The sequence below is a fragment of the Streptomyces sp. NPDC104309 genome (genome assembly GCF_055584025.1).
Genome location: NZ_JBVJMV010000024.1, coordinates 1 through 26,339 on the forward strand (window position 1 = coordinate 1; position 26,339 = coordinate 26,339).

General features: G+C 71.0%; 23 protein-coding genes, 1 tRNA gene and 1 pseudogene. 15 read left to right on the forward strand and 10 right to left on the reverse strand.

Annotated elements, in window-relative coordinates; genetic code table 11:
* Positions 1–868, forward strand: an 868-nt coding sequence (locus ACZ68L_RS29360) for an MFS transporter (RefSeq protein WP_469582527.1), incomplete at its 5' end; no start/stop codon positions are given.
* A gap of 80 nt (positions 869–948) precedes the next feature.
* The gene (gene dapD / locus ACZ68L_RS29365; protein WP_469582530.1) at positions 949–1,938 is read left to right on the forward strand and encodes a 2,3,4,5-tetrahydropyridine-2,6-dicarboxylate N-succinyltransferase; all 990 of its coding nucleotides are present in this window, start codon (positions 949–951) and stop codon (positions 1,936–1,938) included.
* Positions 1,939–2,009: 71 nt separating this feature from the next.
* On the opposite strand, the gene dapA is transcribed toward dapD, so the two are convergent.
* The 3 genes from dapA to ACZ68L_RS29380 form a co-directional block, all read right to left on the reverse strand.
* The gene (gene dapA, locus ACZ68L_RS29370) at positions 2,010–2,894 is read right to left on the reverse strand and encodes a 4-hydroxy-tetrahydrodipicolinate synthase (RefSeq protein ID WP_469582533.1); all 885 of its coding nucleotides are present in this window, start codon (positions 2,892–2,894) and stop codon (positions 2,010–2,012) included.
* Between the two features lie 95 nt (positions 2,895–2,989).
* Positions 2,990–3,172, reverse strand: coding sequence for a GNAT family N-acetyltransferase (locus ACZ68L_RS29375; protein ID WP_469582536.1), 183 nt, complete (start codon positions 3,170–3,172; stop codon positions 2,990–2,992).
* Between the two features lie 300 nt (positions 3,173–3,472).
* Entirely contained in the window at positions 3,473–4,606 is a 1,134-nt protein-coding gene (locus ACZ68L_RS29380) for a lipid II:glycine glycyltransferase FemX (protein ID WP_469582539.1), read from the reverse strand.
* Positions 4,607–4,759: 153 nt separating this feature from the next.
* Here ACZ68L_RS29380 and ACZ68L_RS29385 point away from each other — a divergent pair, with 153 nt between their 5' ends.
* Positions 4,760–5,473, forward strand: a complete 714-nt coding sequence (locus ACZ68L_RS29385) for an antibiotic biosynthesis monooxygenase (protein WP_469582543.1) — start codon at positions 4,760–4,762, stop codon at positions 5,471–5,473.
* Positions 5,474–5,485: 12 nt separating this feature from the next.
* Here the strand turns inward: ACZ68L_RS29385 and ACZ68L_RS29390 are convergent, their stop codons facing one another.
* On the reverse strand, positions 5,486–7,351 hold the full coding sequence (locus tag ACZ68L_RS29390; protein WP_469582546.1) for an endonuclease/exonuclease/phosphatase family protein: 1,866 nt from the start codon (positions 7,349–7,351) through the stop codon (positions 5,486–5,488).
* Between the two features lie 195 nt (positions 7,352–7,546).
* Here ACZ68L_RS29390 and ACZ68L_RS29395 point away from each other — a divergent pair, with 195 nt between their 5' ends.
* The 5 genes from ACZ68L_RS29395 (at position 7,547) to ACZ68L_RS29415 (ending at position 13,142) form a co-directional block, all read left to right on the forward strand.
* Positions 7,547–9,001, forward strand: a complete 1,455-nt coding sequence (locus ACZ68L_RS29395) for a hypothetical protein (protein WP_469582549.1) — start codon at positions 7,547–7,549, stop codon at positions 8,999–9,001.
* A gap of 273 nt (positions 9,002–9,274) precedes the next feature.
* The gene (locus ACZ68L_RS29400) at positions 9,275–10,732 is read left to right on the forward strand and encodes an alkaline phosphatase PhoX (RefSeq protein WP_469582553.1); all 1,458 of its coding nucleotides are present in this window, start codon (positions 9,275–9,277) and stop codon (positions 10,730–10,732) included.
* 81 nt (positions 10,733–10,813) lie between these two features.
* A tRNA-Ile gene (locus ACZ68L_RS29405) sits at positions 10,814–10,895 on the forward strand.
* Between the two features lie 358 nt (positions 10,896–11,253).
* The gene (locus ACZ68L_RS29410) at positions 11,254–12,837 is read left to right on the forward strand and encodes a TROVE domain-containing protein (protein WP_469582557.1); all 1,584 of its coding nucleotides are present in this window, start codon (positions 11,254–11,256) and stop codon (positions 12,835–12,837) included.
* Positions 12,838–12,911: 74 nt separating this feature from the next.
* Positions 12,912–13,142 (forward strand): hypothetical protein, encoded by a 231-nt coding sequence (locus ACZ68L_RS29415; RefSeq protein WP_037711258.1) that lies wholly within the window; start codon positions 12,912–12,914, stop codon positions 13,140–13,142.
* 108 nt (positions 13,143–13,250) lie between these two features.
* Here ACZ68L_RS29415 and ACZ68L_RS29420 read toward each other — a convergent pair whose 3' ends face one another.
* Together ACZ68L_RS29420 and ACZ68L_RS29425 are read right to left on the reverse strand one after the other, a co-directional pair.
* Entirely contained in the window at positions 13,251–14,462 is a 1,212-nt protein-coding gene (locus ACZ68L_RS29420) for a TerD family protein (protein WP_469582562.1), read from the reverse strand.
* Between the two features lie 123 nt (positions 14,463–14,585).
* Positions 14,586–15,395 (reverse strand): NAD-dependent epimerase/dehydratase family protein, encoded by an 810-nt coding sequence (locus ACZ68L_RS29425; protein ID WP_469582565.1) that lies wholly within the window; start codon positions 15,393–15,395, stop codon positions 14,586–14,588.
* A 329-nt stretch (positions 15,396–15,724) separates the two neighbouring features.
* On the opposite strand from ACZ68L_RS29425, the gene ACZ68L_RS29430 reads away from it, so the two are divergent.
* On the forward strand, positions 15,725–16,684 hold the full coding sequence (locus ACZ68L_RS29430) for a 5-dehydro-4-deoxyglucarate dehydratase (protein ID WP_469582569.1): 960 nt from the start codon (positions 15,725–15,727) through the stop codon (positions 16,682–16,684).
* Positions 16,681–17,859 carry a hypothetical protein gene (locus ACZ68L_RS29435; RefSeq protein ID WP_469582571.1) on the forward strand — a complete coding sequence of 393 codons (1,179 nt, stop codon included), beginning with the start codon at positions 16,681–16,683 and terminating at the stop codon, positions 17,857–17,859. The genes ACZ68L_RS29430 and ACZ68L_RS29435 overlap by 4 nt, the downstream gene beginning before the upstream one ends.
* A gap of 43 nt (positions 17,860–17,902) precedes the next feature.
* Here ACZ68L_RS29435 and ACZ68L_RS29440 read toward each other — a convergent pair whose 3' ends face one another.
* Positions 17,903–19,111, reverse strand: a complete 1,209-nt coding sequence (locus ACZ68L_RS29440; RefSeq protein ID WP_469582830.1) for an MFS transporter — start codon at positions 19,109–19,111, stop codon at positions 17,903–17,905.
* 263 nt (positions 19,112–19,374) lie between these two features.
* Between ACZ68L_RS29440 and ACZ68L_RS29445 the strand changes: the two are divergent.
* From ACZ68L_RS29445 to ACZ68L_RS29455, 3 genes and pseudogenes are all read left to right on the forward strand, one after another.
* Positions 19,375–19,527: pseudogene (locus ACZ68L_RS29445) on the forward strand (GntR family transcriptional regulator); the annotation flags it as partial.
* 346 nt (positions 19,528–19,873) lie between these two features.
* On the forward strand, positions 19,874–20,587 hold the full coding sequence (locus tag ACZ68L_RS29450) for a tectonin domain-containing protein (RefSeq protein ID WP_469582574.1): 714 nt from the start codon (positions 19,874–19,876) through the stop codon (positions 20,585–20,587).
* A 204-nt stretch (positions 20,588–20,791) separates the two neighbouring features.
* Complete coding sequence (locus tag ACZ68L_RS29455) at positions 20,792–20,977, forward strand: hypothetical protein (protein WP_469582849.1); 186 nt, start codon at positions 20,792–20,794, stop codon at positions 20,975–20,977.
* A 70-nt stretch (positions 20,978–21,047) separates the two neighbouring features.
* Here the strand turns inward: ACZ68L_RS29455 and ACZ68L_RS29460 are convergent, their stop codons facing one another.
* The 3 genes from ACZ68L_RS29460 to ACZ68L_RS29470 all read right to left on the reverse strand — a co-directional run bounded on the left by ACZ68L_RS29460 (position 21,048) and on the right by ACZ68L_RS29470 (position 23,938).
* Positions 21,048–22,499 carry a penicillin-binding transpeptidase domain-containing protein gene (locus ACZ68L_RS29460; RefSeq protein ID WP_469582577.1) on the reverse strand — a complete coding sequence of 484 codons (1,452 nt, stop codon included), beginning with the start codon at positions 22,497–22,499 and terminating at the stop codon, positions 21,048–21,050.
* A gap of 192 nt (positions 22,500–22,691) precedes the next feature.
* Positions 22,692–23,165, reverse strand: coding sequence for a GNAT family N-acetyltransferase (locus ACZ68L_RS29465; protein ID WP_469582580.1), 474 nt, complete (start codon positions 23,163–23,165; stop codon positions 22,692–22,694).
* Positions 23,166–23,167: 2 nt separating this feature from the next.
* Positions 23,168–23,938: an IclR family transcriptional regulator gene (locus ACZ68L_RS29470; RefSeq protein WP_351078905.1), complete on the reverse strand. Its 771-nt coding sequence runs from the start codon at positions 23,936–23,938 to the stop codon at positions 23,168–23,170.
* 172 nt (positions 23,939–24,110) lie between these two features.
* On the opposite strand from ACZ68L_RS29470, the gene ACZ68L_RS29475 reads away from it, so the two are divergent.
* Positions 24,111–25,625, forward strand: a complete 1,515-nt coding sequence (locus ACZ68L_RS29475) for an aldehyde dehydrogenase (NADP(+)) (RefSeq protein ID WP_469582584.1) — start codon at positions 24,111–24,113, stop codon at positions 25,623–25,625.
* Positions 25,622–26,233, forward strand: coding sequence for a DUF1349 domain-containing protein (locus ACZ68L_RS29480; protein ID WP_469582587.1), 612 nt, complete (start codon positions 25,622–25,624; stop codon positions 26,231–26,233). The genes ACZ68L_RS29475 and ACZ68L_RS29480 overlap by 4 nt, the downstream gene beginning before the upstream one ends.
* The last annotated feature ends 106 nt before the right edge of the window (positions 26,234–26,339 follow it).

Below are 26,339 nucleotides of genomic sequence, written 5' to 3' on the forward strand. Positions count from 1 at the left end.
GGTTGAGATCAGCTGGATGAACCGCCGGATGCGTGACCCGCATGTCCGGTGGTGTGAGAGGAGGGACGGGCGACCCGTCCCTCCTACTCGATTCTCGTACGACTGGCTGTTCGTCGCCGACGGTCTCGGGACGCTGCTCTTCGCGGGGTACGCGGCCATGGTGCTGCCGGCGCACGGCACCGCGCAGAGCCGGCCGGCCCGCGAACCCGGCGCACCCGGGCTCCGGCGGGAGCTGCGGGCCAGGCCCGCGGTGCTGGTCCTGCTCGCCGCGATCCTCTGCGTCGACCTCGTCTACCGCCAGCAGTACTCGACCCTGCCCGTCTTCCTGTCCGAGCACGGCCACAGCGCCCAGTTCTACGGCTGGCTGCTCGCCATCAACGGCGGCCTCATCCTCCTGCTGGAGCTTCCCGTGGCGCACGCGCTGCGCCGACGGGAGCCACTGGGCATCGTGGGCACCGGGCTGTTGCTCGTCGGGCTGGGCTACGCGGTGCTCATCCCGGGGGCCGGAGCGCTGTTCGCCGTCACCATGATGGCGTCCTTGACCGCGGGCGAGATCCTGTACAAGACCACCGCGACGGCGTACGTCGCCGATCGGGCTCCCGACCATGCGCAGGGCCGTTTCCAGAGCCTGTACGCGGGTGCCTCCATCAGTGGCCAGGTGCTGGCGCCACCGCTCGGCGGCGCCCTCTACGCCGCCGCGCCCGGTCTGCTCTGGCCGGCCTGCGCGGTGCTGGCCTGCGGCGCGGGGGTGGCGGTACTGGCGGCACGGCGGCTGCGGGGGGCGGGACCGGGGCCGGCGGCGGTGCGGGCGCCGGTGCGCGAGGAGGTCTCCGAGGCGGCGCCCGAACGGCAGGCGCAGTCCGGCTGACCGGGTGGTCATGGGTTCTGGACGACCACCCGGCGAGACCGGTTGGCTCCGGCGGCGCCCCGCCGGTTAGGTTTCCTGTCATGACCGACACGACTCCTGCTCGCACCACCGGCGCCGTCGCCGCCGGCCTCGCCACCATCGCCGGCGACGGTTCCGTTCTCGACACCTGGTTCCCCGCCCCCGAGCTCACCGCCGACCCGGGCCCGGCCGGAACCGAACGGCTCACCCCCGACCGGGCCGTCGACCTCCTGGGCTCAGGTGCCGCCAAGGCCATCGGTGTGGACGCCCGCCGCGGTGTCGAGATCGTCGCCGTACGTACGGTCATCGCCTCGCTCGACGACAAGCCGCTCGACGCCCACGACGCGTATCTGCGTCTGCACCTCCTCTCGCACCGCCTCGTCCGGCCGCACGGCCAGAACCTGGACGGCCTCTTCGGCCTCCTCGCCAACGTCGCCTGGACCTCGCTCGGCCCGGTCGCCGTGGACGACGTGGAGAAGGTCCGGCTGAACGCCCGCGCCGAGGGCCTGCACCTCCAGGTCACCTCGGTCGACAAGTTCCCCCGGATGACGGACTACGTCGCGCCCAAGGGCGTACGGATCGCCGACGCCGACCGGGTCAGGCTCGGCGCGCACCTCGCCTCCGGTACCACCGTCATGCACGAGGGCTTCGTCAACTTCAACGCGGGCACCCTCGGCACGTCGATGGTCGAGGGCCGGATCTCCGCGGGTGTCGTCGTCGGCAACGGCTCCGACATCGGCGGCGGCGCCTCCACCATGGGCACCCTCTCCGGTGGCGGCAAGGAACGCATCGTCATCGGAGAACGCTGCCTGATCGGCGCCGAGGCCGGTGTCGGGATCGCGCTCGGCGACGAGTGCGTCGTCGAGGCCGGGCTCTACATCACGGCCGGCAGCCGCATCACGCTGCCGGACGGGCAGATCGTCAAGGCCCGTGAGCTCTCCGGCGCCTCGAACATCCTCTTCCGTCGCAACTCGGTCACCGGAGCTGTGGAGGCGCGGCCGAACAACGCGGTCTGGGACGGCCTCAACGACGTCCTGCACAGCCACAACTAGGATCTTTCGTTCGGATCGGGCCGGAACGGCGAGCGGGGCACGCGAGCCCGGCCTGATCCGAACGAGAGACCTCAGCGGGTAGCGACGAGAAGTTCCTCGTACACCCTCCGCAGCCCGTCGGCCGCCTCGCGCCCGGCGGGCTGCAGTGGTTCCCGGACCGGTCCGGCGTCGAGCAGTGCCTTCGCCGTGACCGTGCCGGGCAGCCCGGACGCCATCATCAGCTCGGCGAGCGGGATCGTCAGCCGGTTGAGCCGGGCGGCCTCGGTGGTGTCCCCGGCGTCGAAGGCGTCCAGGACCGCCCTCAGTTGCCGGGGCGCCACATTGGCGACCGTGCTGACATAGCCCGCCGCGCCCACCGCGTACAACGGAAGATTCAGCTCCTCGCAGCCCGAGTAGTACGCCAGCGAGGTCGCGCCGATCACCTTCGTGGAGCCGAGCAGGTCGTACGCGCAGTCCTTCACTGCCACGACGCGCGGGTGCTCCGCGAGCCGCAGCAGGGTCTCCGGCTCGATGCGGGTGCCCGTGCGGCCGGGGATGTCGTACAGCATCAGCGGCAGACCGGTCGCGTCGGCGACGCGCCGGAAGTGCGCCTCGACGGCGGCCTGCGGCGGTCTGCTGTAGTAGGGCGTCACCACCAACAGGCCGTCCGCGCCCGCCTGTTCGGCCTGCCGGGCAAGGTCCACGGTGTGCCGGGTGTCCGGGCCGCCGACCCCGGCGACGACCGGCACACCGTCGCCGACCGCCGCCCTGACCGCCCGCACCAGCGAGGCCTTCTCGGCGTCGGTCGTGGTCGGGGACTCGCCCGTGGTGCCGCTGAGCACCAGACCGTCGCAGCCGTCGGCGACCAGCGAGGCGGCATGCTTCCCTGCCGCGTCCGGGTCCAGCGCGCCGGAGGCGGTGAACGGTGTGATCATCGCGCAGAGCGCGTGGCCGAAAGGTGCTGAAGGTGCTGTCATACCCGAAGTGTCAGCCGACCCGACCGTGAAGGTCCACTTAGTTCTGCTTGGGATGAAAGGTAAGAATCGTTCAACAGTGTTGCTGGTCAGCTGCATCAGTCCGCACCCCGCAGCCGGGCCCGGTCGACGGCCTGCTTCATCAGCTCCCGGCCCGGACCGCCGCCCCGCCGGTCGGCCCTGATGCGCATCGCCTCGATCAGGGCCCGCTCCTCGCCGTGCTTGCCGAGCCCCGGTATGTACGTCGCCTGCAGACAGCCCACCACGGCGTCCCCCTTCACCAGGGACGGGCATCTCGTTGCGCGGATCGCCCTCGATGGCGGCGAAGGCCCTCTCGTACGTCTCGTCGACCACGGCCGAAGCCGGGGCGACGACCCGGTCCTCGTCCGCGAGCAGGGCGAGGACGGCGGGCAGGTCCGCGCGGGTGGCGGTGCGAAGGAGCATGTTCGGGAGTCCGGCACGGACGCCTGGACGCTCAGTACGCGGCCATGGGCGCGCCGCGTGAGCGACCGGCACGGTGTGCGTGACCCAGGGCGCCCGCGGCCCGTCGCCGCCGGGCCCGTCGACCGCCGCCGTTGTGGTCAGCGGCGTGCCATGTAGAGCGAAAAGGCCTTGTGGAGCACCTTGTTGATCGGGTAGTCCCACTCGCCGACGTATTCGGCGGCCCGGCCGCCGGTGCCGGCCTTGAAGCGGAGCAGGCCCAGGAGGTGGTTGCCCTCGTCCAGGGTGTCGGTGATGCCGCGCAGGTCGTAGACGGCCGCGCCCCGCTCGTGCGCGTCGCTCATCATGCGCCACTGGATGGCGTTGTTGGGCTGGACCTCGCGCTTGCGGCCGGTCGAGGCGCCGTAGGAGTACCAGACATGGTTCCCGACGGTCAGCATCGTCGCCGCGGCGAGCGCTTCGCCGTCGTGGTGGGCGAGGTAGAGCCGCATCCGGCCGGGGTCCTCGGCGCGCAGTGCGGTCCACATGCGCTGGAAGTAGCCGAGCGGGCGGGGGATGAAGCGGTCGCGCCCGGCCGTCTCGCGGTACAGCTCGTAGAAGGTGGGGAGGTCCTCGTAGCCGCCCTCGACGACCTTGACGCCCGCCTTCTCCGCCTTCTTGATGTTGCGCCGCCACTGCTGGTTCAGATTGCGCCGGATCTCCTCCAGCGGCAGCCCGGCGAACGGCACCTGGAACACGTACCGGGGCTGTCCGGCACTGAAACCGTCCTCGCCGTCCTCCTCGCCCTGCCGCCAGCCCAGTGCGCGCAACCGCTCCACGACCTGTGCCGCCTGCGGCTCGTCCGCATCCGCCGCCACGTCGCGCAGCCGCCCGGTGGACGGGTCGGCGATGGCGTCCTTGACGGTCTCGGCGTCCCAGCGCCGGGCGACCACGGGCGGCCCCATGCGCACCGAGAACGCCCCCCGCGCCTTCAGATGTGCCAGCATCGGCTCCAGCCACCGCCGCAGGCCGGTGTCGTGCCAGTCGATGACGGGCCCCTCGGGCAGATAGGCCAGGGTGCGTTTCGTCCGGGGGATCGGCCGGTGGAGGACGAGCCCGGCGCCCACGATCCGTTCCCGGCCGGATGAGTCCCGCTCGAACCAGCCGATGCTCTCCGCACGCCAGTCGGGCTTCACATCGCCCCACGACGGGACCTGCATATGGCTCACGGCGGGCCGGCTCGCGACGAACGCCAGATGTTCCTCGCGGGTGATCGCCCTGAGACGCAGATCCATGAGGTGCTCCGTTCGTGGTTCTGTCGAGTCGTTGTTCTTTCGAGGGACCTGACGGCGCCGACGCGGGAGTGGTGTTGACCTCAAGCGCACTTGACGTACCAGTGTGGTCGGCAGTGGCGCACCGCAGGGGTGCACCGGTCAGGAGGGCTCGTCATGAGCGTCCGGTTCCAGTCCCGTCCCGATCTTGCCGGTAACGACGTCGGACTGGTCAAGGCGAGCACCTGGGACGTCGGCACGCCCGAGCGGCAGCGGCGGACGATCGAGGCCGTCCGCAAGGCGTGGGACAGCCGGGAGTGGCCGCACCCGGGGCTGCTCTCGTACACCGTCCATGCGGGTGAGGACGGGAAGACGTTGTTCCACTACAGCCAGTGGAGTGGGGAGCAGGCCTATCAGGACTTCTTCCGGCGCGGCCGGGACGAGCGCAACGCGGACATCGACGCCGCCGTGCCGGGCATCCGCCGGCTCGGTCTGCACACCCTTGAGCCGTACCGCTCCACGCCGCCGAGGGAGGGGGACACGCGGGAGCCGGGGTGCGTCGTGATCGTCGACGTCGAGTTCGACGGCGCGGACAAGGCGCGGCAGCGGGACTGGGTGGACACCGTGTTCGAGGCCCTGGGGACCGATCCGGCGCCTGCCCCCGGAGGCATCTCCGCGCACTTCCATGTGAGCGTCGACGGAACGCGCGTCCTCAATTACGCCGAATGGGAGAGCGCGCAGGCCCATGCCGCCGCGCTGGCCGCCCCCGGTGACGGGGTCGGATCGAGGACGCCCCAGTGGGAGCGGGTGCAGTCCTACCCGGGTGTGACCGGCGGCGGCGTGCACCGGTACACGCCCGCGCTCAGCATGCGGCCGGGGGCGGGCGCGTAACGGCGAGACGGGCTACGGCCGGAAGCGGAGCACCTGCGGGTCGTGATCGCTGTTCTGCGCGGCGAACTCGGCGTTGATGTGCACGCTGTCGTAACTGAAGCCGTGGATCGACGGGCTGGTCAGGATCTGGTCCAGCACCTGGGTGTTGCCCTGGTAGACGTACGAGTAACGCTCCGAGCGCGGCAGGGACTTGATCGCCGGGTACAGCACGCCACCGGCCGTCAGCGCCTCGGTCGTGCCGGAGAACTCGAAGTCGTTGATGTCGCCGACGACCAGGACGTCCGCGTTCTTCTGGACGCCCAGCAGCTTCTTGACGAAGGTGTTGACCGCCGCGCCCTGTGCGTACCGCTGGACCTCCGACGAGCGGGTGGGCGGCTGGTGCTGCGAGACGATGGACTCGTCGCCGCCCTTGGACGCGAAGTGGTTGGCGACGACGAAGACCGTGCGGCCGCGGAAGCCGAACTCGCCGGCGAGCGGCTTGCGGCTGTTCGTCCACGCCGCGTTCGCCGGGTCGATCCGGCCGGGGGAGAGGGTCAGCGCCGCCCGGCCCTGCTGGCGCACGACATCGGTCGCGGTCGTCGCGTCGCCGCCCGCGCGGTCGGTGAACGACACCCGCGCGGGGTTGAAGAGGAACACCTGGCGGATGTTGCCGCCGGGCTCGCCGCCGTCCTTCTTGTCCTCCGGGTCGATGGAACGCCACTGGTACGCCGGGCCGCCCGCGGCCACGATCGCGTCGGTGAACTTCTTGACCGTCTGCTCGGCGGAGACCGTACCGTCGTCCTTCGCGCCGTTGTTGTCCTGGATCTCCTCCAGCGCCACGATGTCGGGGGCGGCGAGGTTGCGGACGACGGCGGCGGCGAGCGCGTCGAACTTCTCCTGCGGGTCGGTGGGGTCGAGGTTCTCGACGTTGTACGTCGCCACCGCCAGCTCGTCGGCGTGCTGCTTGCGGGTCGTCTCCCGGCTCAGCCCCTTGGCGGTGACCTTGCCCAGGGTGCGGGCGGTCAGCGTGTAGCCGCCGTACTGGTTGAAGTCGAGCGGGCCCTCGGTCGTACCGGAGAGCACATCACCGACATCGGCGGTCGGGAAGGGCTGCTCGGCGAGCGGCACCAGCGACTGGATCTGGAGCCGGCCGGTGTTCTGCGCGGTGTACGAGCCGTAGACCGTACCGCCGCGACGGCTCGCGTTCTCGTGCGGCTTCACCGTCACCCACAGCTCGGCGTGCGGGTCGGTGGCGCCGACCACCCGCGAGGTGCCGACGCGGACGTTCATGCCCTCCAGGGACTCGTAGTAGTCCAGGGCGTAGCGGGACGGTTCGAGGGGGAGCGCGTTGATGGAGCCGCCCGCCGCGGGGTCGCCGGCCGGGGCGTACCGGGACGGGACCGAGCGCTCCGAGATCGTCACCGGCGCGGGCAGGGGGTTGCCGGAGGACACCACCGTGACGGTGGGCTTGGTGATCTGAGTGAGCGACTGATTGCCGGAGGCGGCGCCGCCCGGGACGTACTCGGTGACCGTGCCGGAGACCGTCACCGCGTCACCGACCGCGACGGTCGGCGCGGAGCTGGTGAAGACGAAGATGCCCTCGCTGGTGGCCGGGTCGGCGTCGGGCTTCGGGTCCTGGAACCAGAAGCCCTTCGAACCGTACGTCCGCACACCCGTGACGATGCCCGTGACCCCGCTGACCTGCCGGCCGTCGAGCGGGGATATCCGGGTGGTGCCCTGGATGTCGTGGATCCGGACCTGGCCGTCGGCGGACGCGGAGGGGGAGGGGGCCGGGGAGGCGGACGCGGAGGTGGCGGCTGCGCCGGTGAGCAGACCCGCGGCGAGCGCGGCGGCGACTACGGCGGATACGGCGGTCGTTCTGGACGATGCGGCGGGCATCACGGACTCCGGGGGGATCGAGGGTGGTGGAGAGGTCTACGCGCGTCAATCTCTTGTGTGCGCAAGGCGGTTGTCAAGGTCCTCAGAGTGGACTGCGGCCGTCCGTTGCATGAACCGGGCGGCATGGGGCGAAATGCGTCTACGCTTGGGCCGCCCGACCCCGTACGCCCCGTACGTCCCGAGGAGAACCACCTGATGTCCGCAGAGCACTCCACCCTGCCGCCCGTACGGCTGCACTCCGAGGCCGAGCTGGCACGGGACGCGCTCGCCGCGCCGCTGCTCGCCCGCGCCGTCCGGCTCGCCCGCTGGGCGGGCCCCGGGACCAGGGTCGGTGCCGGTGGCGAGCTCGTCGACGCACAACTGCCCGCGGCGGCCGAGTACCTCGGCCTCACGGCGGACGAGGACGGTGCGGCGGAGGCGAGCGAGGCGTGGCGGCTCGCGGTCGACGCGGGGCTCGTGGACGTCGAGGATCCGCAGGAGCAGGCGGGGGAGGACGCGGAGGGGACCGCCGCCGCCGGTGAGAACCTGGCGTTGATCACCGGCGGTTCACCGCGGGAGGTCCTGTCGATCTGGCTCGACGGACTGGAGGCCGTGTACGCCGACGCCACCGCTCCCGTCTTCGAGGACTTCGCCGATCTCATCGGCGAGGACGGCTCGGTCGACTTCGAATCCCTGGACTGGGACCCGGAGGTGGAGGCGGAGTTCCTCGACGGGGTCCTCGCCAATCTGTATCTGCTCACCGTCGGCGACGGCGGCGCGGACACGGACCCCGTACCGCTGCCCGCACTCGCCGCGTCCGTGATCGTGCCCGACGACATGAGCGAGCCCACCGACGACGTTCTTGAGCAGGTGTCCGAGGCGATGATGCGTCTCGACGACCAGTTCCGGGTCCTCGAACCCATCGGGATCGTCGAATACCGCCCGGTGGACGAGGCGTTGCTGGTCGAGGAGGGTGACGACACCGCTCCGGGGACCGACGACGAGGACATCACCCGGTACGGAATGGTGCGACTGACCGCCCTCGGCCTGTACGGCGTCCGGGCCCGGATGCGGGAGGCCGGAGTGGACGCCCCGGCGATCGGCGACCTCGCGGAGAAGGGCGCCGACGCGCTCCTCGGCGGCATCGCCCACTACCCCGAGACGGCGGCCCGCGACGAGTTCCGGCTGTGGCTCGCCGGCCGCGGTGCGGACGGTGCCGCGGCCGAACTCCTGGCGGCGGCACGCGGAACGGACGGGCAGGCGCCGCTGCGCCGGCTTCACTGCCAGCAGGCGCTCGCGCTGGCCGGCGCGGAGGCGGAGCCCGCGGTGCGCGCGGTGCTGGACGACCCCGAGCTCGGCGGGCTGGCACGGGTCTGGCTCGCGGAGCTGGGGGCGGCGGACGTTCCCGCGCCGCCGGAGCCGATGATCTTCTGGCTCGCCATCGACACGATCGCGGCCCAGTTGGCGGCCGAGGGCGATCTGGACGAGCTCCAGGGCCTGGTCGAGGGGCTCGCGGGCCGGCACGGCGGCTTCTTCGACGAGGCGTGGCGGGTGGAGCACCCGGCGACGGCGGACGTCCTCGAAGCGATGGGGCGGCTGCACAGCGACAAGAAAAAGGCCAAGGAGGCCCGCAAGGCGGCGTTCAAGGCGCGGTCGCGGACGGGGGCCTGAGAACGGACGGGCGCGCGGGCCGCGCGCCCGCGCCCGTGCGGGAGGCGTGAGCGTCGCGGTCCGGGTGCGGTCCGGCGTGTGTGCGGCGGTCCGTGGCGGACGGTGTGGAGCGGGCTGGGCCGCGCAGTGTGGCCGGCCGTGTCGGGCCGACCGCATCCGGCCAACTGCACAGGAAGGATGCCCCTCGACGTCGTCCGTAGTTCAACTCGTGTTGGCGCAGGGGCGCGACGGTGGGCGCGCCAACAACCCGCCCAGTCGCTCCAGGAGTACGTGATGCCCTTCACGCGCAGGGAATTCACCAGACAGTCCGCCCTCACCGGTGCCGGCATCGCCCTGACCGGCACCGTCGCCGCGCTGGCCACCGCGCCCGGCGCCCTGGCCGCCGAGGACTCGAAGCACGGTCACGGACACGACCACGACCACGGGCACCACGACGAGCCGGGCTACGGACCGCTGGTCACCGACCCCGAGGGCCTTCTCTCGCTGCCGGCCGGATTCTCGTACAAGGTCATCACCCACAGTGGTGTCACCAAGCTGGAGACCGGTGAGTACACCCCCTCCAACCACGACGGGACGGCCACCTTCGAGGGACCGCGCGGCGTCACGCTGCTCGTCAACAACCATGAGCTGAGCGGCACCCGCGCCGGCTGGGAGCACCCGGTGCCGCTCGCCGAGGGCCTCGTCTACGACCCGGTCGCGGCGGGCGGCTGCACCGTCGTGGAGACCCGGCGCGACGGCCGTACCGCCGAGTGGGTCGGCATCGCCGGTACGTCCACCAACTGCGCGGGTGGCGCCTCCCCGTGGGGCACCTGGCTCACCTGCGAGGAGACCGAGGACAAGGCGGGCAAGAACGGCCTGCTCAAGGACCATGGCTACGTCTTCGAGGTCGACCCGTACGACAGGCGCGCCAACCGCGACCCGCGCCCGATCAAGGCGCTCGGCCGGTACGCCCACGAGGCCGTCGTCATCGACCCCAAGAACGGCCACGCCTATCTGACCGAGGATGCCGCGGGCCCCAACGGGCTGCTGTACCGCTGGGTCCCGCCGCAGGGCTTCCGGCACGGCCGCGGCAAGCTCCGCACCCTCGCCGACGACGCCGGTGTCCTCCAGGCCGCCAAGTGCTTCGACAGCGGCGGCACCTTCGTCGACGACCTGTCCCGCGCCACGAAGATCGGCACGGTGTACGGCGTGGACTGGACCGATGTGCCCGACCGCGACGCGAAGACCGTCTCGGTGCGCAAGCAGTTCACGGACGGCCAGGTCACCCGCGCCCGTAAGCTCGAAGGCATGTGGTGGGGCGACGGCGGCGCGTACATCGTCTCCTCGTTCGCCCGCGCCGAGAGCCCCGTCCAGCACGACGGCCAGGTCTGGTTCTACGACCCGAAGCGCCGCACGCTGACGCTGAAGGTGCTCCTGGGCGTGAACGCCGACCCGTCGAAGGACGGCGCCTTCGACGGCCCGGACAACATCACCGTCTCGCCGTACGGCGGTCTGGTCATCGCCGAGGACGGCAACGGCCTCCAGCACCTGTTCGGGGCGACCGAGAGCGGCCGCACGTACCCGATCGCCCGCAACGAGCTGAACATCGGCAGCGAGGAGGAGCCGGAGTACAGCGAGTTCACCGGTGTCACCTTCTCGCCCGACGGCAGGACGCTGTACGCCAACATCCAGACGCCGGGCATCATGCTCGCCATCACCGGTCCGTGGAAGCGCCAGCCGAACCGCCACTGACTGCCGGTAGCGCCGGAAGTCCCCCGAAGGGCATTTCGCGCGCGTAATTCCCTCGCGCGCATCGGAGTTCCCCCTCTAGAGTCCTGTCCGTGTCCAGGTGCGCAGGCAGGACCTACTTCCACTGATAATGGGGATGTCGCGGGTTCGAGTCCCGTCACCGGATCCCGTTCCGGTGTAGCTCAGTCGGCAGAGCACCTTCGTCGGTTCCGCCGACCTCGATCTCTGGACACATCACAACTTCATCAGCAATGACTGCAGGCACCTCCCGGTGCGCAGGCAGCGGTTACTTCTTGAAACGAAAACGCCGCCGCCGACTCTGATCTCGGGAGGCACAGATGCCGGGGGGTGCCCGGTGCGCAGGTGACGGATACTTCTCGGATCCGACGGTTGTGGGTTCAAGTCCCGCCCGGCCACGGCCGGTAGCTCAAAGCGGTAGAGCATCGGGCAAGCCCGTCGCCGACCCCTGATCTCGGGCACCCTTTTCCGCTGTGCCTTCTCCCAATGAATTCGGGGGAATTCACATGGCACGCTTCAATATCCGCACCACCCGGCCCCGCGCCAAATCGCCCGTGAAGTCGACCGGGCAGACGGCACGGACCCATGAGGGCGGCCGGGGACATCTCCGCGACCATCGCTCCGAACTCTTCCTGCTCGCCGTCGCCAATTTCGTTTCGCAGCAGACCTTCTACGAGGACGGCGAGCAGCGCGACGACCGGTTCGCCCAGCTGGTGCGGGTACTCGCCGTCGGCGACCCCGAGTGGACCGCCGGTCTGCTCCACTGGCTGCGCCGCGACGGCCAGATGCGTACCGCTTCGATCGTCGGCGCCGCCGAGTACGTGAAGGCGCGGCTCGACGCGGGCGCCGAGGACGGCCCGTCCAACCGGCAGGTCGTCGACTCCGTCCTGTTGCGCGCCGACGAACCCGGGGAACTCCTCGGCTACTGGACCTCGCGCTACGGCCGGGCCGTACCCAAGCCCGTCAAGCGCGGCGTCGCCGATGCCGTACGCCGTCTCTACCACGGCAAGTCGCTGCTGAAGTACGACACCGCGTCCAAGGGCTACCGCTTCGGCGACATCCTGAATCTGGTGCATGCCTCTCCCGACCCGCAGAAGCCGTGGCAGGGCGAGCTGTTCCGGTACGCCCTCGACCGTCGCCACCACCCGGAGACGGCCGTGGCGCCGGTCTCCGACCGCACCCTCACCGCCCACCGCGCGCTGATGGAACTGCCGGTCGAGGAGCGCCGGGCCGTCGTCACCGGCGAGGACGGCGCGGAACGGCTGGCTGACGCGGGCATGACCTGGGAGGCGCTGGCCGGGTGGCTGCAGGGGCCCATGGACGCCGCGGCCTGGGAAGCGGTCATCCCGTCGATGGGTGCGATGGCGCTCCTGCGCAATCTGCGCAACTTCGACGAGGCGGGCGTCTCGGACGAGGTCGCCGCGCAGGTGGCGGCGAAGATCTGCGACCCGGACGTGGTCGCCGCGTCGCGGCAGTTCCCGTTCCGCTATCTCGCCGCCTACCGGCACGCGCCCTCGCTGCGCTGGGCCCACCCGCTGGAGAAGGCGCTCGGCCACTCCCTGCGCAATGTGCCCGCACTGCCTGGGCGGACGCTGATCCTGGTCGACCGCTCGGGCTCGATGTCGTTGCCGCTCTCGGACCGTTCACAGCTCAACCGGGCCGACGCCGCCGCGATCTTCGGTACGGCACTGGCGCTGCGGGCGTCCCATGCCGATCTGGTGCAATTCGGCACAAACAGCGCACCAGTGACATACCGACGCGGCGAGTCCGTGCTGAAGGTCCTGGAACGTTTCGGTGACCTCGGCGGCACCAACACCGCGGAAGCGGTGCGCCTGCACTACCGGACCCACGACCGCGTACTGATCGTCACGGACGAGCAGGCGGCGTTCTCGTGCGCCGCGGACGCCACCGCGGCCGTGCCGTCCACCGTGCCCGTGTACACCTGGAACCTCGCCGGATACCGGGCGGGACACGCTCCGTCGGGAGGTGCGAACCGCCACACCTTCGGGGGGCTTTCGGACGCGGCCTTCCGCATGGTGCCGCTGCTGGAAGCGGGCCGGGACGCGGACTGGCCCTGGAACGGCCGATGACGAATCAGGTGTCCGTACGCCCCAGGAGTGGACGGGCATGGCGTCGGGCCCTCCCAGGGCGCATACTCAAGGTAATGAAACAGTCAGCCGGATCCCGGCGCCACCTGCCCTCCAGTCCCTTCAACCGCCCGGCCCAGGCGGCCCCACCGGTCGAATTGTTCGATGTGGGCGACAGGGTGTCCCACGATCAGTTCGGGCTCGGTCGTGTCCTTGCCGTCGAGGGCGACAACGACGCGGTGCTCATCGACTTCTCGGGGCGACAGGGGAGGATCCTGAGCCCGTACTCCAAGCTGACCAAGCTCTGAGCGAGCCGACGAGCGCGCGGGGCTTGTGCGTCCCGTGGATTCCGTGGTCCTCAGGGGCACCTGGCCATCGCAGGTGCCCCTGAAGTCGCGTCGCGGGCCTTCGCCGCGTCAGAGCGCCTGGGCGGCGGGCTTCACCATGCCGCGGACAGTGCGCGACTTCACGAAGTCACCCATGGCCGTCATCTCCCACTCGCCGGAGAACTGCTTGATCAGCTTGGCCATCATCACGCCGGTCTGCGGCTCCGCGCCCGTCAGGTCGAAGCGGACCAGCTCCTCGTCGGTGGTGGCGTCGACCAGTCGGCAGTAGGCCTTGGCGACCTCGGTGAACTTCTGGCCGGTGAACGAGTTGACCGTGAAGACCAGACCGGTCGCCTCCGCCGGGATCCGGCCCAGGTCGACGACGATCACCTCGTCGTCACCCGCGCCCTCACCCGTGAGGTTGTCGCCGGAGTGCTTGATCGCGCCGTTCAGGATGGAGAGCTTGCCGAAGTAGCAGCTGTCCAGATGGTTCCGGTTGGGGCCGTAGGCGATCACCGAGGCGTCCAGGTCGATGTCCTTGCCGCGGAACGCGGGCTCCCAGCCGAGGCCCATCTTGACCTGGGAGAGCAGCGGCCGGCCGGCCTTGACCAGCGAGACCGTCTGGTTCTTCTGGAGGCTGACCCGGCCCTTGTCGAGGTTGATCTTGCCCGAGGCGGCGGGTGCGGGCGGGGCGGCGGGGGCCGGGGGCGCGGCCGGGGCCTCAGGCGCGGCGATCCGCGGGTCCACGGGCGGGGCCGCCGGCATCGGCGGTGCGGCGGGCACGGGTGCGGCGGCGGGCTCCTCCTCGACCGAGACGCCGAAGTCCGTGGCGATACCTGCCAGTCCGTTCGCGTAGCCCTGGCCGACCGCGCGGGCCTTCCAGGCGCCGTTGCGGAGGTAGACCTCGATGACCACGAGCGCCGTCTCGGCGCCGAGCTGCGGCGGGGTGAACGTGGCGATCACACTGCCGTCGTCGGCGTTGCGCACGGTCGCGGTGGGCTCGATGCCCTGGAAGGTCTGGCCCGCCGCGTCCGGGCTCGCCGTGATGACGATCTTCTCGATGCCGGGCGGGACCGCGGCGGTGTCCACCAGGATCGCGTCCGGCGCGGTCCCGCCGCCGGAGCGGTGGGTCACCCCGGGGCCGGCGGGCTGGTTGTAGAAGATGAAGTCGTCGTCCGAGCGCACCTTGCCGTCGACGGTGAGCAGCAGGCCCGAGACGTCGAGCCGCACCGGAGCGGAGACGTCCACTGCCACGCGGGCGGCGGAGAGAGGGATGTTCGAGCCGGGGGTCATAGCGGTCATGCACGAGGTAACGAACGACCTGGCTTTGCCGTTCCCTTACCTTCACCCGCCTTGGCGCACTCTTGACACGACCGCCCGGACCTCCCCGACCGCCCGGACCTCCCCGACCGCCCGGACCTTGCGTCAGTGCGGCCAGATCGGCGGGTTGGTGCAGAAGTGGCCGCCGAGGTGGGCGTGGTCGGGGTTGTCCGGGTCCAGCTCCCCCTGTTCGGCGACGAGTGCGGCCGCGTACGGCTCCGAGTCGTCCTTCGGCTCGTATCCGAGCGAACGGGCCGTGGTCAGGTCCCACCACAGCCGGGTGTTGTCGGAGGAGCCGTGGACGACGGTGTGCCGCACGTTCTCGGCGGTGAGCGCGGCGTGGAAGAGCCGGGCACCGTCCTCGGGGCTCATCCAGACCGAGAGCATCCGTACGGACGTCGGCTCCGGGAAGCAGGAGCCGATGCGTACGGAGACGGTCTCCATGCCGTGCCGGTCCCAGTACAGCTGGGCGAGGTCCTCGCCGAAGGACTTGGACAGGCCGTAGAAGGTGTCGGGGCGGCGCGGCGTCTCGACGGGGATCAGTGGATCGCCGGGGAGCGGACGGGGCGTGTAGCCGACGACGTGGTTCGAGGAGGCGAACACGACGCGTCCGACGCCCTCTTCGCGCGCGGCCTCGTAGAGGTTGTACGTCCCCTCGATGTTCGCCTTGAGGATCTTGTCGAACGAGGCCTCCAGGGAGATGCCCGCGAGGTGGATGATCGCGTCGACGCCCCGCACGGCCTCGCGCAGTGCCACCCTGTCGCCGAGGTCGGCCGTGATCGCGTCCGGTTCGCCCTCGATGGGGACGATGTCGAGGAGGCGGAGCTCGTAGCCGTACGCGGGCAGCAGCCCGCGCATCAGGGTGCCGAGGCCGCCGGCGGCGCCGGTGAGCAGGACGGTGCGGGGAGCGGGCATACGCGGATCTCCTCGGTACACAGGTGCACGCGCGCGCAGCCCGCGCGGGTGCACAGCCCCGGCGGTACCGGCGGTACGCGGCGCGGGACATCAAAACCATGGACTGCATTCATATGCGTGGACAAACTAAGAAGCCATCGCGTTGCGCGTCAAGTGCCGGGCACTTCCCGGTGGAGTCGCTCGCGGAGTCGGCGACTCCGGGTCTGCGGCCGGATGGGCCGCGCGCTCTCGTCTTGACCCGCGCCGGGCGGCTGCCCTAGCGTGAGGGCGTTCATGAATATGGACATCGATCAGAATTGTGCACGCCTGAACCTGCTCAGGGAGCGCCCGTGACCTCAGCCCCTCTTGCCGCCCGGCTCAACCGCGTCGCCGGGCCGCTCTTCTTCCCCGTCACCGCGTACGGACCGGACGGCTCCGTCGACCTCGATGTCTTCCGGGCGCATGTGCGCACCGGCGTCGACGCCGGTGCGGCGGCCGTCTTCGCCTGCTGCGGCACCGGTGAGTTCCACGCGTTGACACCGGAGGAGTTCCGTCTCCTCGTCGCCGCGGCCGTCGAGGAGACCGCCGGTGAGGTGCCCGTCGTCGCGGGGGCCGGATACGGCACGGCGCTCGCGATCCAGTACGCGCGGCTCGCGGAGGAGGCGGGCGCGGACGGGCTCCTCGCCATGCCCCCCTATCTCGTCGTCGCCGACCAGGCGGGACTGCTGAGCCACTACGCGGCACTGGCCGCGGCCACCGGTCTGGAGACGATCGTCTACCAGCGCGACAACGCCGTCTTCACCCCGGAGACCGTCGTCGCACTGGCCGAAACGCCCGGCGTCATCGGCCTCAAGGACGGCTACGGCGACCTCGATCTGATGCAGCGCATCGTCAGCGCCGTCCGCACCGAACTGCCCGGCCGGGACTTCCTGTACTTCAACGGAATGCCCACCGCCGAACTCACCGGGCTCGCCTACCGGGGCATCGGCGTGACGCTCTACTCCTCCGCCGTCTTCGCCTTCGCGCCCAACATCGCGCTGGCCTTCTACCGGGCGCTGGACTCCGGCGACGACGACCTGGCGGGCGCGCTCCTGGACCACTTCTACCGGCCGCTCGTCGAACTGCGCGCCAAGGGCCGCGGCTACGCCGTCTCGCTCGTCAAGGCCGCGGTCCGGCTGGGCGGTCTGGACGTGGGCGAGGTCCGCACCCCGCTCACCGAGCCGCCCGCCGCCCACATCGAGGAACTCGCCGAGATCATCGCGCGCGGCCGTGCCCTGCTGGAGAAGTACGGACAGGAGCGGCGCGGATGAGGACTTCCGCCTTCCTCTACCCCTGGGACGTCGTCGGCGACCCGGACGCGGCCGCACGCGTCGCGGACCTGGGTGTCCAGCAGGTGACGCTCGCCGCCGCCTACCACTCCACCCGGGCGCTCACCCCGCGCCACCCCGGCCATCGCATCGTCACCGCAGAGCACGCCGCGGTGCTCTACCCGCCGGACGCCGCACGGTGGGCCGGGCGCGCACTGCGTCCGTACGAGCAGTCCTGGGTGGCCTCGGACGATCCGTACGCGGAGGCCGCGCAGGCCCTTTGCGACGCCGGGCTTCAGGTGCACACCTGGGTGGTGCTCGCGCACAACTCCCGGCTGGGCGCCGAGCATCCGGACACCTCCGTGGTCAACGCGTACGGCGACCGCTGTCCCTGGGCGCCCTGCATCGCGCGGCCCGCGGTCCGCGCGTACCTGGTCGACCTGGCGGCGGAGGCGGCGGTACGGGGTGGCGCGCGCGGCACCGAGCTGGAGTCCTGCGGCTGGTACGGCTTCGCGCATCTGCACGCCCACGACAAGATCGCGGGCGTCGGTCTCGGGGACGCGGCGCAGTATCTGATGTCGCTCTGCTTCTGCCCCGACTGCCGGACCGGCTACGCCGGACACGGCCTGGAAGCGGCCGAGCTGGCCGCCTCCGTGCGCCGGGCACTGGAGCCCGCCTGGTCCGGTTCCGGCTCTCCGGAGGCCGGGTGGGCCGGTGTCGAGAAGCTCCTCGGCGCCGACCTCGCCGCCGCCACCCTCCAGTGGCGCGGCCGGGTCGCCCGTACGCTCCAGGAGTCCGTGGTCGCCGCCGTGCGGGCGGCGGCGGGGCCGGACTTCCAGGTGTTGCTGCACGCCGACCCCGCGCCGTACCGCTGCGGTGCGAACGTCGGGGTCGACCCGGAGCACATCGTGTCCGTGGCGGACGGTGTGGTGCTGCCCTGCACCGGCGGCGACGCGGCGCGCGAGGCGGTGCTCGGCCCGTTCGCCGGGCGCGAGGGCGTGCTCGCGGCCAACTTCACCGTGGTCAGCGGGATGGGGGGCAGCCCCGCCACGCTGGAGCGGGACGCGGCGCACGCGGCCTCGTTCGGCGCGAACCAACTGCGCCTCTACCACGCCGGGCTGGCCTCCGACCCGGACCTTCGAGCCGTCGCCGGAGCACTGTCACGCCTCGGTCGATGAGGGGACCGGGCCGGTGGGGCGTCCGTCGGCCGTCCCCGGGCTCTCAACTCCGTTCGAGCAGGGGAGACGCCGCTCGCCGGCCCGTGACCAGCAGGACAGCGGTCAGCAGCGCCGCCGCACCGACCACCGGCAGCAGCACCCGGATGTCCACCAGCGCGATCAGCCCCGCGCCGAGCGCCAGCGCCACCGCGTTCGGCACCATGATCATCGTGTTGGCGGTCGCGGTGGTGCGGCCCAGCACGGCGTCCGGAGTCTCCCGCTGCACCGCCGTCATTGCGGCGATCAGCACACACGGCAGCCCGAACCCGATGGCCGCGCTCGCCACCAGCGCCACCGCGTCGTACGGCAGCGCCCGCGACGCCACCGCCACCGCGAACAGCGCGACCCCCGCCGCCGTGAACACCCGCTCGGGCAGCCGCCGCAGCAGCGGCCCGGCCAGCAGCCCGACGGCCACGGACCCGACGCCCTGCACCGCGTACAGCACCCCCGCGTACGTGGGGGAGTGCCCGAGACCGTCATCGACGACGGCATAGACCGCGGCCCCGTTGAGCCCCGCGCAGAGCATCGTCACCGAACCCGTCAGCACCAGGGGCCGCAGTACCGGCGATGTCCACACCAACCGTACGCCGGCGGCGAGTTCGCCCCGCCGGGCGGCCGGAGCGGTCCCGGCCGGCTCCCGCGGCGGCAGCATCGCGCAGACACCCGCCGCCAGCGCGAACGACACCGCGTCCAGCAGCGCCACGGTGCCGCCCCCGAAGCGGGCGTACAGTCCGGCGCCGGTCAGCGGCGCCAGCAGCTTCATGCCCTCACTCGCCATCATCCGCAGCCCGTTGAAATCACCCAGCAGCCGGCTGTCGACGGCCCCGGCGATCAGTGCCGACTCGGCCGCGCCCATGAGTACGAAACTCGCCCCGTACAGGACGAGCACGGTGAACAGGATCCAGATCCGCCCCGCCGAATCGACCAGGACCAGCGAGGCCAGCAGCCCGGCCATGACGAGGTTCGACCAGACGAGGAGCGGCTTTCTGGGGAGCCGGTCGGCGAGCGTCCCGAGGGCGGGCCCGATGAGCACCGGCAGCCACATGGCGAAGACGGCGAGCGCCGCCAGACTGTCCGACCCGGTGAGCGACTTGACCCAGACCCCGGCCGCCAGCCACATCGCGGACGTCCCGAAACCGGAGATGACGACCGCCGCCAGAAACAGCCCCGCCGTACGGTCCCGCAGCACCCGCACCGTCGCCGACCCCGACATCGCACCCACCACGACCCTCCTGACCCGCGCCTTTGTCACGTCATCAGGCTGGTGACTAAGGACGCCCGGCGGCATCGGGCGGATGCCCTACCCCGGTCCCCCGGGCCGTCGTCCTCCCGTCGGCCCTACGGCGCATGCCGGATGACGGCGAAGTTCTCTTGTCAGAAGCGTTGAGAAACATTCCGGCCCGCTCCAGCTTCATCACGTCGTACTTCGTACGTCATATATGAGACGCGACGCGCGAGTGTGAGAGCCCTTCACCCATGACTTTCGCCCCCGCCCCGATTCCGTCCCGCACCCAGTACGTGCTGGAGGCGATCAAGCACGCCATCCTCACTGCACGGCTGAGGCCGGGGCAGGCGCTCGTGGAGACCGAACCGGCCGCACAGTTCGAGCCTTCCGTGACGGTCTGCCGCAGATAATGCGCCGCTATCCGCGGTACCGGTCACCGTGAGCTGCGGGTCAGGGCGGTTCGGGATGCGCGAAGCGGACCCGGCCGCGCGCTGGTCCGCCCCTTCCGGCCGGGTCGTCCCGGGCGCACGCATGAACCGGCGCCTCTGTCGATCACCCTTGGGCAGGACAGCTCTTTCAGCCGACCTACTCCGAGCCGAGCTGTCCGTGCCCCCACCCCGTAAGGCAGCCGAAGGCGAAACATCGATTTATCGCCTCATTGGATACTCGGGTAGAAACCATCCCGCTCTGTCGGCTCATTTCGTCGCCCATGATGGCTGCCAACACCGTTCGACGAAGGGTGATTTCAGCATGGCTGATTGGGTGAAGGTCACGGGCGGTCTCTCTGCCGTCTCGGCGGGGTCCAGGACCACGGTGTGGGGTGTGAACGCGGCAACCGCCATCTACCGGTACACCAACTACGACGGCAGTCCGTGGATCAACATCCCGGGGGGCCTCAGTGACATCGGCGCGGGCGCCGACGGCACCGTATGGGGCGTCAACGGCGGCAACCAGATCTACCGGTACGCCGGAGACCAGGGGGCGTCGGACCCGTGGGTAGGCATCTCCGGCAGCCTGGTCCGCATCGACGCGGGCTCCAGGACGAACGTGTGGGGGGTGGACTCCGCCGGCGCGATCTACCGGTACACCAACTACGACGGCAGTCCGTGGATCAAGATCCCGGGGGCGCTGAGTGACATCGGCGCGGGGGCCGACGGCACCGTATGGGGCGTCAACGGCGGCAACCAGATCTACCGGTACACCGGGGACCAGGACGGCTCGAACCCGTGGAAGAGCGTCTCCGGCAGCCTCAAGCGCATCGCGGTGGGCTCCCGGACGAATGTGTGGGGCGTCGATCCCGCCGGCAGCATCTACCGGTACACCAACAACGACGCCAGCGGCGCCAACCCATGGATCAAGATCCCCGGCACCGCCACCGACATCGCAGCCGGCGCCGACGGCACCGCGTGGCACATCAACAGCGGCGGCGAGATCTACCGGTACACCGGCGACCAGCCGAGCTGACCCCGTCCTGGCATGCCGTGCGGGCCCCTGGCCGGGACAGGCCAGGGGCCCGCACCGGCGTCCTGGTCGGGCCGCGTCCGGATCGCACAGGAGCAGCAACCTCTCGTCCGGCCCCAGTCACGTGGGGGCCGCCGCAACCTGGCCCTCTTGTCACTTCGCGGCAGCTTCGGGAGAACAGGGCCAGGTAGGAGTTGAGGATCATCCATGTCAGATCGTGACGTCACGGACGAGGAGTTGGCGCGGCGCAGGGTCGCGTGGACCCCGCCACCCACCCTTTACGGGCGCGGCTACGGGGCGCTGTACCACGACCAGATCACCCAGGCCGACACCGGCCGTGACTTCGTGTTCCTGGCCCGGCACGGAGACGTGCCCGGCCCGTACGCCGGCTGAACCGCCGCACGGCCCGTACGCCGGCTGAGCCGGCCGACTCGTGTCGCGGCTGAACCGCCCCGCCCCTCCCTCAGCCCGCCAGCGCCGCCTTCATCATCTTCTGGGCGATCGGCGCCGCCAGACCGTTGCCGCTGACCTCCGCGCGGGCCGCGCCCGAGTCCTCGACGACGACCGCCACCGCGACCTCCTTGCCGCTGGACTTGTCCTTCGCGTACGAGGTGAACCAGGCGTACGGGCTCTTGTTGTTGCCCACGCCGTTCTGCGCGGTACCCGTCTTGCCGCCCACCTCGGCCCCGTCGATCCTGGCGTTGCTGCCGGTGCCCTCCTCGACGACGGTCACCATCGCGCTGCGCAGCTGCTCCGCGGTCGACTGCGAGACCACGCGCCTGGTGTCCCCGTCCGCGAAGTCCTGCAAGGTGTTGCCCTTGGAGTCCGTCACCGCGGACACCATGTGGGGTGCGGCCAGTTCCCCGCCGTTGGCGAGGATGGCCGAGACCATGGCGATCTGCAGCGGCGTCGCGGTGACCTCGAACTGGCCGATGCCCGACAGGGCCGTCTGCGGCTTGTCCATGCCGGACGGGTAGATGCTCTTGGAAGCCCGCACCGGCATGTCGAGCTTCTCGGTGTTGAAGCCGAACTTCTCCGCCATCGCCCTGACCTTGTCCTGGCCGAGGTCGACGGCGACCTTCCCGAAGACGTTGTTGCAGGAGTACTGGAGCGCGGTGCGCAGGGTGGCGTTCTCGCAGGGGGCCGAGGCGCTCTCGTTCTCCAGGTACCGGCTGGTGTCGGGCAGCAGGTACGGATTGGGGCTGTCCGTGCGCACGTCGATCGAGCTGTACAGCCCGTCCTCCAGCGCCGCGGCCGCCACCACCAGCTTGAACGTCGAACCGGGGGCCAGCGGCTGCCGCAGCGCACGGTTGACCATCGGCTTGTCCTTGTCGTCCTGCAGCTGCTTCCAGGCGTCGCCGTCCGCCGTCCCGCTGATCTTCGACGGGTCGTACGAGGGGGTGGAGACCACGCCCAGGACCTTCCCGGTCTTCGGGTCGATCGCGACCGCCGCGCCCTTGTCGTTGCCGAGCGCCTCGTACGCCGCCTTCTGCACATCGGGGTCGATCGTGGTCAGGACGTTCCCGGGGGCCGCCTGCTTGCCCGTCGCCACGTCCATCGGGCTCTTCAGCCGGTTGTCGGTGCCGTCCAGCACATGGCTGTAGATCCCTTCGAGCTGCGTGGCGCCGTAGGCCTGGGAGCTGTAGCCGGTGACGGCCGCGTAGAGCTCGCCCTGCTTGTAGGTGCGCTTGTACGCGAGGTCGCTGCCCACCGTCCTCTTCGATCCGGTGACCGGGTTCCCGGCCACGATGATGTCGCCGAGCGGCTGCGCGTACTGCGCTATGACCTTCCGCCGGTTGTGGTCGTCGTCTGCGAGCGCCCGTGCCTGGTACGCCTGCACCCAGGTCGCCCGAACCAGCAGGGCGAGGACCAGCAGCAGGCAGAAGACCGAGGTGCGCCTGATCGTCTTGTTCATCCCCCAAAGGGACGAGCCGGGCGCCGGGTGGGGTTCCCGGTTGTACCGTTTCTCACCTATTCCTCATGATCGGCCGGGGGTGCGATCTGCGCGGCGGTGTCCGCGCCGCGCCCGCCGGGTCCGAGAGATCGGGGACCCCGGTCCGCGGCGGCGTCCCCCTCCGCAGCGCGGAGGGCGCGGACCGTCGCCGCGTCACCCCGGCAGGGTGAACAGCAACTCGTCGGTCTCCTCGCCGCGGACGTGCGAGAACCCGTGGTCCTCGCCGGTGACGGCGAACCCGCACTTCTCCAGCACCCGGCGCGAACCGGTGTTGTCGGCCGCGGCCCGTGCGTGCAGCGGGCGTTCCGGTACGGCGTCGAGCAGCGCGCACAGCGCGGCCGTCGCCAGCCCGCGGCCCCAGTGCGCCCGGTCGATCCAGTAGGTGACCTGGCGGTGGCCCGGCGGCCCGTACACCCCGGCGTTGCCGACCACCACGCCGTCCGCGACCACCGTCCGCATCACGACGGACGCGTCGGCCAGGATCCTTCGCCAGTGCGCGTCGAACGCGTGCCGGTCGGTGGGGTCCTCGCTGGTGAAGGCCGCCGTCCTGACCGACTCCGGATCGGACATGAACGCGAAGAACAGGGACAGATCTCCGTCGCACACCTCGCGCAGTGCAACCCGCATGATCAGAGCCTCCGGGTGGCCAGCGTCAGCCGGTCCCGCGCGTCGAACAGTGCGTCCTTCACCATCTGCTCGTGCGCGGGTGTGAGCCGGGCCACCGGCACCGAGCAGCTGATGGCATCGCGGGCGGGGGTGCGGTACGGGATGGCCACGCCGAAGCAGCGCAGTCCGAGGGTGTTCTCCTCGCGGTCCACCGCGTATCCCTGCTCGCGGATGAGGTGCAGCTCCTCGATGAGCTTCTCGCGGTCGGTGATGGTGTGTTCGGTCAGCGCGGGCAGGGTCTCCGGGAGCATCTTGCGGACCTGCTCGTCGCTGTGGGTGGCCAGGAGCGCCTTGCCGAGCGACGTGGAGTGGGCGGGCAGCCTGCGGCCGACGCGGGTGAAGGGGCGCAGATAGTGCTGGGACTGCCGGGTGGCGAGGTACACCACGTTCGTGCCGTCGAGGCGGGCCAGGTGGATGGTCTCCGTCGTGTCGTCGGAGAGCCGGTCCAGGGTCGGGCGGGAGGCCGCGACGACCTCGTCGCCGTCGATGTAGGAGGTGCCGACCAGCAGGGCGCGTACGCCGATCCCGTACCGTGTGCCCGTCGCGTCGGTCTCCACCCAGCCCAGCTCGACCAGCGTGCGCAGCAGCATGTAGAGGCTCGACTTCGGGTAGCCGACGGCCTCCTGCACTGCCGCGAGCGAGTGCATGCCGGGCCGACCGGCGAAGTATTCGAGAAGTTCCACCGTCCGCACGGCGGATTTGACCTGTGCTCCACCAGACTCGGCAGCCGACATCGCCCTACGCCCCTTCCAACCCACTTATGAAACCCTGCGACTTCTTGACCTCAGCGACTTCTTGCCAACGCTGAACGCCCGGAAATAGAGTCGCCTCATATTCACGATCGAGAACTCTGTTCAGAATACCGAACAACTTCTGATGTGTGGCAGCGGAGCGGAAGGAATCACGGTGGCAGCAGCACCAGTCTGGAGCGTCGACCCCCGCACCGGGAACCCGCGTGAGCAGGTTGCGGTGGAGGCTACAGCCGAGGAGGTCGACCGCGCGGTCCGGGCCTCCCACGCGGTACGCGAATCGCTCGTCGACCGCACCCTGCGCGCCGCGTTCCTGCGCGCCGCGGCCGATCTGCTCACCGGGGCCGGGGAGCACGTCATCGAGGCCGCCGACGCGGAGACCGCGCTCGGACCGGCCCGGCTCACCGGCGAACTCGCCCGCACCGCAGCCCAGTTGAGAGCCTTCGCCGAGGTCGTCGACGAGGGGGCCTACCTCGACATCCACATCGACCACGAGGACGCCACCCGGACTCCGCCCTGGCCCGACCTGCGTCGCTACAAGATCCCGCTCGGCGTCGTCGCCGTGTACGCGGCCAGCAACTTCCCGCTCGCCTTCTCCGTCCCCGGCGGCGACACCGCGAGCGCACTGGCGGCCGGCTGCCCGGTCGTCGTCAAGGCGCACCCCGACCACCCCGCCACCTCCGAACTGTGCGCCTCCCTCCTGCGCCGGGCGGCAGCGCAGGTCGGCCTGCCCGAGGACGTACTGATCCTGGTGCACGGCTTCGAGGCGGGCATCGAACTGATCAGGCACCCACTCGTCGCCGCCGCCGGTTTCACCGGCTCCGTACGCGGCGGCCGTGCCCTGTTCGACGCGGCGGCGGCCCGCCCGGCGCCGATCCCCTTCCACGGTGAGCTGGGCTCCCTCAACCCCGTCGTCGTCACGGAGGCGGCAGCCGCCGAACGCGGCGAGCAGATCGGCGCCGGGCTCGCGGGCTCGATGACCATGGGGGCAGGCCAGTTCTGCACCAAACCCGGCTTCGTCCTGGCCCCGGCGGGGGAGACCGGCGACCGGCTGCTGAAGTCGCTGACCGACGCCGTCAGCGACACCGAGGCCTCGGTGCTGCTCGACCACCGGATGCGTGACGCCTTCGTCGCGGGGGTACGGGAACGCGCCGAACTCCCCGGCGTGGACGCCCCGGTCACCCCCGGCTCGGGCGGCGACCACACCGTCGCGGCCGGCTTCCTCACCGTACCGGCGCACCTCCTCACCGCGCAGGGCCCGCACGACGCGCTGCTGGAAGAGTGCTTCGGTCCGGTCACGGTCGTCGCCCGCTACGCCCGCGAGGACGAGATCACCGCCATCCTCTCCCGCCTCCCCGGCAACCTCACCGCCACCCTCCAGATCGCCACGGACGACGCCGACGCCCCCGGACTCCTCGCGGCCCTCACGCCCCTGGCAGGCCGGATCCTCGTCAACGGCTGGCCGACCGGCGTCGCCGTCGCCCCCGCCCAGCACCACGGCGGCCCCTACCCGGCCACCACCTCCACGTCCACCTCGGTCGGCGCCACCGCCGTCGAACGCTGGCTGCGCCCGGTCACCTACCAGACCACCCCCGAGGCCCTGCTCCCCCCGGAGCTACGCGAGGACAACCCCCTGAACCTGCCCCGCCGAGTGAACGGCCGCCGCGCATGACCCCGGATCTTCCCGAACTCCCCTTTGAGGTACGCCCGTTCGGCCCCGAGGTCGACTGGACGTACGAGAACGGCACACTGACCGGCCGGGCCGGAGCCCGCCAGGACCGCTTCGTACCACCCGGCGGCGAAGCCCTGGACTCCGCGAGCGACGCACCCCGCCTCCTCGGCACGGCACCACGGGGCGACTTCCAGCTGCTCGCCCGGGTCACGGTCGACTTCGCCGCGGCCTTCGACGCGGGGGTCCTCTACCTCCACGTCGGGGAACGGGAGTGGGCCAAGATCTGCCTGGAGCTCTCCCCGAACCTGCCCACCGTCTGCACGGTCGTCACCCGCGGCCACTCCGACGACGTCAACTCCTTCGTCGTGGACGGCAACAGCTGCTGGCTGCGCCTCAGCCGCACGGGCGACGCGTTCGCCTTCCACGCCTCGCCCGACGGCGAGAAGTGGACCTTCGTCCGCGTCTTCGCCCTAGGCGAGCCGGAGCGTGCGGCCGAGGCGTCGGTCGGCTTCCTGGTCCAGTCACCGACGGGCGAGGGCTGCGAGGCATCGTTCGACCGGATCGCGTTCCGTACGACGGGACTTGAGGATCTGCGCGACGGGAGCTGAGTTCTCCCGAACGTCCGTCGAACCGTCGAATGAATGAGCGCGCGTACTCAGGGGAAACGAGTACCGGCCCCCAACCCTCCGGCTTCCGCGGAGGGTTGGGTGGACC